General features: G+C 37.4%; 4 protein-coding genes. 3 read left to right on the top strand and 1 reads right to left on the bottom strand.

Features of this window, described 5'->3' with window-relative positions; all coding sequences use genetic code 11:
- Positions 1-24: 24 nt before the first annotated feature.
- The 3 genes from EOD40_RS16280 (at position 25) to EOD40_RS16270 (ending at position 2,289) form a co-directional block, all read left to right on the top strand.
- Positions 25-972: an NADP-dependent oxidoreductase gene (locus tag EOD40_RS16280; protein ID WP_128197344.1), complete on the top strand. Its 948-nt coding sequence runs from the start codon at positions 25-27 to the stop codon at positions 970-972.
- A gap of 185 nt (positions 973-1,157) precedes the next feature.
- Entirely contained in the window at positions 1,158-1,496 is a 339-nt protein-coding gene (locus EOD40_RS16275; protein WP_231129646.1) for a DUF2147 domain-containing protein, read from the top strand.
- 25 nt (positions 1,497-1,521) lie between these two features.
- Positions 1,522-2,289: an SDR family oxidoreductase gene (locus EOD40_RS16270; protein ID WP_128197341.1), complete on the top strand. Its 768-nt coding sequence runs from the start codon at positions 1,522-1,524 to the stop codon at positions 2,287-2,289.
- A gap of 230 nt (positions 2,290-2,519) precedes the next feature.
- Here EOD40_RS16270 and EOD40_RS16265 read toward each other — a convergent pair whose 3' ends face one another.
- Entirely contained in the window at positions 2,520-11,030 is an 8,511-nt protein-coding gene (locus EOD40_RS16265) for a LamG-like jellyroll fold domain-containing protein (protein WP_128197339.1), read from the bottom strand.
- Positions 11,031-11,579: the final 549 nt, after the last annotated feature.

Raw genomic sequence — 11,579 nt, 5'->3', positions numbered from 1 at the left:
AACAAAGTAATCTTAAAAACAAAAATGAAAGCAATAATATTAAATGAAGCAGGCAGTGTTGATAATTTACAATTTGTAGATATTGTAAAACCAACAATTAAGGATAATGAAGTTTTGGTAAAAACAATTTCATTAAGTGTCAACCCAGTTGATTATAAAGTAAGATCAAATGATGGGGCATTAAATTGGATTCTCGGTGCAGATAGACCTGCAGTTATAGGTTGGGATTTGTCAGGAACAATAGTTGAAGTTGGTGATGCCGTAACCGATTTCAAAGTTGGTGATGCTGTTTTTGGAATGGCAAATTTCCCGGGAAAAGGAAATGCTTATGCTGAATTTGTTGCAGTACCATCAGCACATTTAACCTTAAAACCTAGAAATGTTTCTCATCAAGAAGCAGCATCGGCTACACTTGCAGCACTTACGGCTTGGCAAACTTTGGTAGAAAAAGGTAATGTAAAAAAAGGAGACAAAGTGTTAATTCACGCAGCGTCGGGCGGTGTTGGACACTATGCCACACAAATTGCTAAACATTTTGGAGCTTATGTAATAGGTACTTCATCAGCAAAAAACAAAGAATTTGTTTTGCAAAATGGAGCAGATAAACATATAGATTATACAACAGAAAATTTTCAGGACATAGTTTCAGACGTTGATTTTGTGTTAGATACCATTGGAGGCGATACTATTTTAAAATCATTAGATATAACAAAACAAAGTGGAACAATTGTTTCAATTGCAAATAGCAATATCTCTAATGAAGAACTTGAAAAAGCAAAATCAAAAGATGTGAATTTATCATTTTTACTTGTACAGTCATCGGCTGATAATATGTTGCAAATTGCACAGTTAATGGAAAAAGGAATACTAAAATCACACGTTTCAAAAATATTTTCTTTTGATGAAATGGGTGAGGCCCATCTGTATTTAGAAAAAGGTAGAACTGTTGGTAAAATTGTAGTGAATATTTAAGTTAAAGAAAGCATTGTCATTTATTTGTTTAAATGGCAATGTCTTATCTTGAAAATGTTGGTTAAAAAATAGATTTTAAAAATAAAATATATGAAAAAATATATTTAGCATTAACGCTGTTAATCCTAACAATTTCTCATGCTACAGCACAAAACGCTCCTTCAGATAAAATAGTAGGTACTTGGTTGAGCGAAGAAAAAGATGTGAAAATTGAAATTTACAAGTCTGGGGATAAATATTTCAGAAAATTGATTTGGGGCAAAACAATGTATGAAGCTGATGGGAAAACCTCTAAAAAAGATGTGAAAAACAAAAATGAAAAACTTCGGTCACGTAATCTAAAAGACTTGATAATGCTTAAAGATTTTGAGTACAATGATGGTGTTTGGGATGGCGGCGAAATTTATGATACTTACAGTGGTAAAACGTATAGTTGTACAATGAAGTTAGAAAAAGGAAAGCTTAATATTAGAGGTTACATAGGTATATCTTTACTAGGAAGAACCGCTTTGGGAAAAAGTTAAATAATAAATTAAAAAGGAAATAAAAATGGAATTAAAAGGGAAAACAATATTAATTACTGGCGGAACAGCTGGAATTGGATTAGAATCTGTTAAGCAATTCTTGGCTAATGGTGCCAAGGTAATAATTACAGGTAGAAATCAAGTAAGACTTGATGAAGTAAAAAAGAAATACCCAAACATTACCACTATTAAAAGTGATGTGTCAAAGGCTGACGATGTGATTCAACTTTATAAACAAGTGAAAGAATTGGGCGGAATTGACATTTTATACAATAATGCAGGGGTATTAAGTGACCCTATTAACCTTGGGTTGACTAATGACAAGCACATTCAGAACGCAGAAAATGAAATCAATGTAAACTACTTGGGAGTAATTCGTCTTAATAATCTTTTTTTAGATATGTTGAAATCAAGAAAAGAAGGTGCAATCATCAACACAACTTCAATTTTAAGTTATGTTCCATCAATATTAGAAGCAACTTATTCGGCATCAAAAGTAGCATTGAGGTTTTATACAGAAACATTAAGAGTACATCTACAAGTTCTAAATAGCAACGTAAAAGTATTTGAACTATTACCACCAGTAGTGGCAACAGAAATGACGGCAAGCAGAAAGGATAAAAAAATGACTCCTGAAAAGTTAGTCAATGCTCTCATTTCCGGTCTTAAAAAGGATAAATTTACAATACGGGTGGGTGATACAAAATTATTATATGTTATTAACAGATTTTTTCCAAAAATTGCTTTTGGAATAATCAATTCGGCAAATAGTAAAATATTATTGCGCAATTAAAAAGAGCGTACAAGGAGGTTCTGGAATTGGTCTAGAAATTGCCAAATTAGTATGTGCTAAAGTAATCATTATAGGAATAAATGAAGAAAAACTTAATAAAGTAGCTTTAGAAACTATTCCAGCTGATGTTACAAATGAAAAATCACCAACTTTTTTGACCATATTAGCAAAAACAAAAAAACCGCCTCAAGTTTTACACAAGAGACGGTTTCAGTTTTTAGAAAAATAACTTATTTTTTGATGATATTCTTCACGGTAATTATATTTCCATTTTTGATATTCAGGATATACATTCCGGAAGGCAATTGATCTAAATACATTACTTCTGTAGTACTTTTCAAAGTTTGAGACAGTACTTTCATTCCTATCGAATTATAAAGTTCAAGTGTAGCACCGCTTTGGACTTCATTCACTTTTACATTCAATACACTGGTAACAGGATTAGGATAAACGCTGATATTTTCAGTAGCATTTTCATCACTAATTAAAACTTTTTCAGTTTCTTTGCTTGACAAATAACTGCAAGAACCCAGTTTATCGCCATGATTCAAATGCGATTGTACCGAATTAGTACTCACACAAATTTCCTGTCCATTATGGCAGATCATAACTTTGTCACCAGAGTTACCACATTGTACATTTAAAGTGTTAACCACAATAGATGCTGTAGTCTGACAACCTTTAGAGTCAGTCACTACCACCGTATAGGTGCCAGCTGCTGAAGCTACAATGGATTTTGTTGTATGGTTGGTATTCCACTTATAAGAATATGGAGCTGTTCCTCCTGCTGGAGTTGCGCTAATACTTAATGATGTTGGTCCATATCCAATATAAATAGTGTTTTTATCATCAACAGCAGCATTAAGAGCATACACATTTGGAATAGTTGCCGTTAATTGAACTGCATTAGTGTCATCACAATCTGTGTTGTTAGCTACCCCACAAGCTACAGAATTACCTGCACCGAAGCCATCACCATCATTATCGGCATATAACAATTTACTATCATCGCAGTCAAAATTATTTGTAGCATAACCTTCAGGAGCAGTAGATGAACATAACATTGCTGTTGTAGTCGATCCAAAACCGTCTTTGTCTGCATCTACATAGTACTGAATTGGCTGATGAACAGTCGCGTCATTATCATTACAATCGGTATTGTTGGTAGCATAACCTTCAGTGGCTACTGACGAACATAACATTACTGTTGTAGTTGATCCAAATCCATCCTTGTCGGCATCTACATAGTACTGAATTGGTTGATGAACAGTCGCATCATTATCATTACAATCGGTATTGTTTGTAGCATAACCTTCAGTGGCTACTGACGAACATAACATTGCTGTTGTAGTTGATCCAAATCCATCCTTGTCGGCATCTACATAATATTGAATTGGCTGATGAACAGTCGCATCATTATCATTACAATCGGTATTGTTGGTAGTATAACCTTCAGTGGCTACTGACGAACATAACATTGCTGTTGTAGTTGATCCAAATCCATCCTTGTCGGCATCTACATAATATTGAATTGGCTGATGAACAGTAGCATCGATATCATTACAATCGGTGTTGTTGGTAGTATAACCTTCAGTGGCTACTGACGAACATAACATTGCTGTTGTAGTTGATCCAAATCCATCCTTGTCGGCATCAACATAATATTGAATTGGCTGATGAACAGTCGCATCGCTATCATTACAATCAGTATTGTTGATAGCATAACCTTCAGGAACAATATTTACTGAAAATAAAGCACTGGTAGTTGAACCAAAACCATCATGATCGGTATCTAAATAATACGTCTTATTAACGGTTAGCGGTTTTGCAACTGAAGTTGCAGCATTGTAGCTGTCATTTCCCGCTTGTGATGCTGTGATTACAGCAGAACCTGCGGCTATAATATGAATTTTGTTATCCACAATTGTTGCTACAGCCGTGTTTGAGCTGCTATATGTTACAGGAAGTCCTGAAGAGGCAACAGCTCCAGCATCAAAATCAGCATCGCTAATCAATTTAGCTGGAATTGCAGCAAAATCAATAGTCTGTCCTTTTTTTACTACTGTCAAAACTTGTGTTAGCGTTTGTGCAGCATTGTAATCTGTATTTCCTGCCTGCGAAGCGGTAATAGTTGAGGTTCCAGGAGCAACAATATGCACTTTTCCATCTACGATACTCGCTACAGCATTATCTGAACTGGTATAACTAATTGCCAGTCCTGAAGTTGCTGTTGCTGGAGAAAAATCAGCAGTACCCATTTCTTTTTGTAAAGTTGATGCAAGGGTAATGGACTGGTTTAACTTAGCAGTTTCAGCAATTTCTGTAGCACTTAATGCTTTACTATAAATCTTAAAATCATCAATTGAACCTTTGTACATATTGTCATTAAACTGTGATTTACCCAAATAGTTTTGATTGGTACTACCTATTGTAGACGGTTTAATTGTTACACCAGTATTAGTAGCTACCAAAGCTCCATTAATGTACATACGACAGGTGCTTCCTGACTGTGTAATTGCAAAATGAGTCCAAGTGTTCAGCGGTAGGGTATAGGTAGCAGTTACTTGTTGTTCTGAACCACCGTTTCTAATAGCATAACGCATAAGGTTAGTCCCTGCCTGAATTGTCAAAAACATATACTTGACAGGTGATGTAGCGCTGATACCAAAATCAAATACACGCATCCAGGCTGCCTTCGCATCCATTCTTACCCATGTTGAAATGGTAAAATCATTTAGTGTGCTGACAATTCCAGTTGGCAACGTAGCATAAGCATTGGCTGTTCCATCCAGTTTAAGAGACTGGCTGTATTTGCCTGTATCTCTAGTCGCTGTGGCTGCCAATGTTCCATGGTTAGCTCCCCAGCTGTCGATACCTCGAGTTCCATTTGTTTCGTCAAATTTCAGGTAAGTAACTTGACCAAGATTTGGCGTTGCAACTACTTCTGTACTCGAAGAATTTTCTGTAGTACCGTCAACAGAAGAAACTACATAGTAATAAGAAGTTCCATTAGTAACAGCTGTATCGGTAAATTTTGTACCCGCAGTATTTCCAATAGTAGTATAAGGTCCACCAGAAGTAGTAGAACGTTTTATGTTATAGTTGAAATTCTGGATAGCATCCCATTCGATGGTGTTTTTAGCATCACCAGACGCCACGATAACATTGCTTACTACATTATTTTGTACTGTTAAAGTTATTATTTGTGAACCTGTATTGCTACCGTTAGTAGCAGTTAAGGTTACTGAAAAAGTACCAAATTGTGTTGGAGTACCAGATATTATTCCTGTAACACTGTCAACGCTTAAACCAGCAGGTAAACCAGTTGCAGTAAAATTACTTAGTGTTTTGTTACTAATGGTATAAGTAAATGGTTTGCCAATTAAAGTAGTAAGTTGCGTATCATTTGTAATAACAACTGTTAAAACTTTTGATTGTGATGCTGCCGGCCAGTATACGCTATTTCCTGCTTGAGAAGCAGTGATAGTTGTAGATCCGGTAGAAACAACATGAACTTTACCGTTTACAATGGTTGCCACAGATTCATTTGAACTGCTGTACGTTACCGGAAGACCTGAAGTAGTGGTTGCAGCAGGATCAAAATCGTCATCCCCAAATGTTTTTTGCGCAATTGAATTCAGTGTTATGGTTTGGTTTTGATAAGCTCCTGCAATTTCGGATGCACTTAAAGCTCTGCTATATATCTTAAATTCATCAATTGCACCTTTAAACATAGGGTCGGCCCATTGAGATTTACCCAGATAATTCTGGTTCATACTGCCTATTGTTGAAGGGTAAATTGAAAGGCTGGTAGTGGCAACTAATGCCCCGTTAATGTACATGCTACAGGTATTACCTGACTGTGTAATTGCAAAATGTGTCCAGGTATTTAGAGGGACGGCGTAATTATACGTTATACCCACATCTGATGAGCCTCCGTTTTTAACTGCAAAACGAACCTGACCTGCGGTTCCTGTTTGTACGGATAAAAACATGTACTTAGATGTTCCTGTTCCAAAGTCAAATACACGCATCCAGTTCGCCAAAGCATCCATTTTTACCCATGAGGATATAGTATAATCGGATAATGTACTTACTATATCGGCTGGAAGGGTAGCATAAGAAGTAGCGGTTCCGTCTAGTTTTAGGGCTTGTCCATTTCTGCCCTCACTGCGACTTGCAGTAGTGTTTAATGTACCGTGATTGGCACCCCAACTATCAATGCTACGTGTTCCAGTTAATTCGTCAAATTTCAAGTAAGTAACTTGCCCGATATTTGGAGTTGCTTTTACTTCAGTACTGTTAGGATTTTCGCCCGTACTGTCAATTGAAGACACTACATAATAATAAGCAGTTCCGTTAGTGATATTAGTATCAGTAAATTTTGATCCCGTAACAGTTCCAACAGTAGTATAAGGTCCTCCTGAAGTTGTCGAACGTTTTACATTATAGCTAAAGTCCAAAATAGGGTTCCATTCGATGATGTTTTTAGCATCACCAGCCGCTACTATTAGACCATCAACTACAGTATTTAATACTTTTAATGATAAAATTTTAGTATTAGATGCAGTTTCATTTGAAGCAGTAAGTGTAACAGAAAAAATTCCTTGTACTGTTGGAGTTCCTGAAATTATACCAGTAGTAGTATCTATGCTTAAACCAACAGGTAATCCAGTAGCGTTAAAGCTGGTTGGTGATTTGATAGCTGTAATAGTATAAGAGAACGGTTTTCCAATAAGTGTAGTTTGCTCTAACGTACTTGTAATTGCAACAGTTACAGTACGGTCATCTAGTAGTACCACATCGTTACCCGTACCTCCTATGTAAGTAATACGGAAATCATAACCACCTATTTTTACAAGAGACATTTCAGGTAAATTTTTAAAAGTACCATTAATAGCAAGTGTTCCTGTATTGTCTATTATTGTATAATTTGTTCCTGTAGTCAATGTACCCGCAATGCTGATTGGAGCTAAAACAGTATTGTTAAGTAAGTTTACACTAGTGGCTTTAATTTGATCACCAGTAGCTGTACCCAGATTAATTTCCGGAGTATAGGTAGCATCCGCTTTTAAAGAAAGAGCACCAACACTTAAAGTACCAACTTTTAAAAATCCAGGTTCTAATATAGCACCTACTCCGCTACCAGTTCCAAGAGTTGCTGATGACTGAGTTTGTCCGAAACCTCCCAGTGCACCTTCTTCTATAATTATTGGACTAACAAATACCCCAGTTGTTCCATTATTGTTTATCAATAATTTTCCTTTTTTTACAGTAGTAGTTCCGGTGTAGGCCTGGTTTCCCCACATTTCTAAAGTGCCTGTACCTACCTTTTCAACGCTTAGATTAGTGCCATTACCGTTAATGGTCCCGCCATAACTGGAATACGTATTGAGGGCACCAATACTGATGACTGGCGCACCGCCCCCATCGGCACGGATATAACCACGACCGTTAAGAGCACCAAAGTTTAGCGTTCCAGTTGCAAAACCGATGCCCTGACAATCAATCCCATTGGCATCCAACAACCAGGTTGCGTTTGCACTTCCTGACTGCGGAATTCCGAAACGTATCCTTTGTTTACCACTTCTCAGTTTAGAGATAAAAGTTCCTGTAAATTGACTATTATCGCCTAGGAGATTAAGTCCGGCATAATCATTTCCGTCATGTTCCAGTGTTCCACTACCTAATAGTTTTCCGTAAAGAGTTATTGCATAAACATCTTCATACATAAAACTTCTGTTTTCAGGCAGCACTTCTATGTCATTATACAATTTGAGCTCGGCTGTTGGTGGAGCCTGCAGTTTTCCGCCATTGAGTTGGATCTTGCCAACTCCGAAAGGACCTGCTGTAGGATTACTTGGAGTTCCTGTTCCTAATCCCGATGCAGTTACAGTACCGCTCCTAATAATTGTGTTTCCTGAATAAGTGCTATTGCTTCCATTGATGTATAAAATACCTGATCCGGATTTCATTAAGGAACCGGTACCACTTATCATACCCTCTAAAGCTGTATTACCAACTGTATTAACATTAAGTTGGTCAGTTAACAGTAGTGGAGTAGTTAAAGTTTGAGTACTTGATGAATTGTTTACAAGATCATTCTTTAGATTTAAACCATTCCCTGAAATAGTATAGGCATCAGCTTCGGATTCGAATTGAAGTCTTGAAACTATCAGGTCATTTATATCGTTGTTTACAATTGAATCAGTAGTTGCCTTGAAGGTTAATATGGCAGGGTTTACCGGAAGAGTATTTTCAACCCAGTTAGTTGCCAGATTAAATGAATTGCTAAGAGGCGTTGGACTCCATACCGAAGAATTTGCGCCCGGTACACCAAAGGCTTCTGCAGAATTGCCACTTTCCTGTGTAGCTCCTAAAGAAGAAACCACATAGTAATAGGGATTACCACTGGTAACATTTGTGTCCTCATAGCTGTTAGTGCTAACAGTTGCAATCGTTGTATAAGGACCACCACTTACGGTACCACGTTTTACTTTGTATGAAGAAGCGCCTAAAGCAGTATCCCATGTTAGGCTGATACGGTCATTATGATTAGTTGATACAGGACGTCCCGGAATTGCAGGAGGAACTGACTCAAAAACTTCATTAGAAATCCCGCTTTCTTGCTCTCCTGTAAGAGCCGTAATTACATAATAGTTATTCACTTCAGGTGTAGGACTTACATCTGTAAAAGTGGTTCCCGTAATACCTGTCTGGATAGTTGTATAGGGACCACCCGGTGTTAGCGAACGTTTCACGGAATAACTGGTAGCATTAGCTGAAGCTGTCCAGTTAAGTTTAATTTGTGTAGTATTAATAATCGATGCTATTGCTGAAGTTGGAGCTGCAGGTGCTTCACTATTAATCACTTTAAGGATTAAAGTGGCTGCGCCTGTTCCATTGGCATTGGTAGCTGTTATGGTAACTTCGCTTTGTCCTAACTCCGTAGCTGTACCTGAAATAATTCCGGTAGCTGTATCAATACTAAGTCCTGCAGGCAAACCGCTGGCACTGTAAGATGATGGAGAGGCATTGGCTATGATGCTGTAAGTGAAAGGCGAACCAATGGTAGCTGTGGCTGTGGTAGCACTGCTAATTTCTGGAGATCCGGTTGGTGCGGTTTGACTATAGGCTACATTGCTGAATGTAGCAGTATTTTGTGCTGATGTATTATTAGAAAGGGTATAAAATCCCGCATACAAATTAGTTGGGAAACCAGTAGGTGAATACCAGCAACCATCATTAGTCCAGTGAACACCATCCTGCGAATGATATACAAATATACGGGTGTTAACACGTTCAATTTTTAACCACCAGGGAGCTTTGGGTTGCCAATGTCTTCCGGCACCGCCTGTAGCGTTAAGAAAAAGATCCCAGTATGCAGAACCGGGCGCCAGTGATTCACGTAACATCACACCGCAGCCTCCTGTAGTGAGCGACATATTGTCCACTTTTACTACCAGACCGGCATCACCACTAACTTTTTTGAAATTGAAACTAAAAGCAGTGCTAGTGGAAGTTCCGGCGGCTTTAAGCGTCCATATTCCATTATTGAACGAAGCACTGCTTGCCATTCCTGTATTACCGATATCTATATTGGTCAGGTTACTTACCGGCTGCACGTGATCGGCAGGATAATAAACAGGTGGCAAACTAACCGCTGTAGAAGTATCCGAAGATTTTAAATATAAAAAATCGCCACCTGCACCACCCAAAGCAGCTCGCATCCTGTCGGTTTCAGGGGTTGGGATTCCTTTACGTACATTATAAGCACTATAGATTAGATTGGTCATGTCGCCTGCTCTTGCTCCGGGTTGAATTCCCCAGCTGGTCCAATAACTGGCATAACCTCCAAAGGGGATGTAGGTCATTGAAGCTCCGTCAAAGGCATATTTATGGTATAATTCGCCGATAGCCAATACTCGATTGTCCAACTCGGAAAACATATCTATGTTTTGTTTGTAGGCAACTTCAGCACCCCAGGCCAAAGCTGCAGCTTGTACACGCCAGTGGTCGTCGCGGCCAGTATCTCCCACTTCTCCATTAGGCAGTGAGTTGCGCATACCTCCTCCGGCATCCATTCTGTAAACTTCAATCGCCTGATTGAATTTAGTGGCATCATTACAAAAAATGGATGCCCCCAGAGCAATTTTAAGTTGAAGTGCTCCTTTGTTCTGGTCGCGTAATGGATAAGGTACCCATGAAGTAGGAAATAATACTTCGGAAAAATACTTTTCTACGTGATCCGTATTGGCCTGAGTCCATCCTGGATAAGTATAACGAAGTATTTCTGCACCAATAGACCAGTGCTGGGCATAATCGCCAATATCCAGCATAGATTCATTGCCGCCCCAGCTGGTATTGGTTACTGCCCAGCCATCAAGTATGCTGGTAGCTTTTTGGGCGTAAGCCACATTACCGGTAAAAACATACATAAATGCCAGATTGTGAACAGCAATCATATCATTTATCCATGTGGTGTTATTTAAGTTTGGGGCACGGCTTACTGTTGCCTGCGGTGATCCAACATAACTTAATTGTGAATGACTATCATTCTTAAAAGTATTATAAGCTGAAAGCCAGGGTTCTTTTGTAATGTTAACCTTTAGCTGATCCAGATCTGCCTGATTAAAGGCAATACCCGGATGTACAAACGTTTGTTGTGCTGAAATCTGCTGGGTAAAACAGAGAATCAGAAACAAAATTCCATACATGAAAAGGGAGTAAAATTTTTTCATTGATTTGTTTTTAGATATAATTTTTTGTGGTATTTATACAACTTAACCTTAGGTCTTTTTTTATATAAAGAAAAAAGATAGGAGGCTGTATTTTAGGATCGTTTAGAGAAATACAAAATAGTAGTGTTGGATTCAATTGTATTCTTTTAAGTATGCTTGCTCTTGATATTGTATTAACATAATGGCAAGTTTGTTTAGGTTTTATATTTCTTATTCTGTCATAGGCAATTTTTTTTTATGTTTATATTTTTAAAAGACTATGTGTCAATCTTGTCTTTAGTAACCAAACAAAATTATTGCTTTAAAACCATTTAACTGTTCTGAACCATGCTGATGTAATTGTGTTTTTTTGTTGTTTTTTAATAATAAAAAAATATTTAATGTAATTTTATATGTAATTGATTGTTAATTTGAAAAATATTATTGTGTTTGGAAATAGTTTTTAATATGTTTTTTATAATAGAGAAGCTGTAGTTAAGAAAGAGGATAATTAAGGAAATCAGAATTTTTCAAGAAGATATTTAAATTAAATAAATAAGCCGTTTCAAG

This window comes from Flavobacterium sufflavum (genome assembly GCF_004016525.1).
GTDB classification, from domain to species: Bacteria; Bacteroidota; Bacteroidia; order Flavobacteriales; family Flavobacteriaceae; genus Flavobacterium; species Flavobacterium sufflavum.
Note: the sequence above shows the minus strand (reverse complement) of the source record. Positions and strands in the feature narration are given on the sequence as shown.

Excerpts from the sequence above, each read along its gene's own strand:
- EOD40_RS16280 (WP_128197344.1), top strand. The coding sequence starts at position 25 with ATGAAAGCAATAATATTAAATGAAGCAGGCAGTGTTGATAATTTACAA.
- EOD40_RS16270 (WP_128197341.1), top strand. The coding sequence starts at position 1,522 with ATGGAATTAAAAGGGAAAACAATATTAATTACTGGCGGAACAGCTGGA.
- EOD40_RS16265 (WP_128197339.1), bottom strand. The coding sequence starts at position 11,030 with ATGAAAAAATTTTACTCCCTTTTCATGTATGGAATTTTGTTTCTGATT.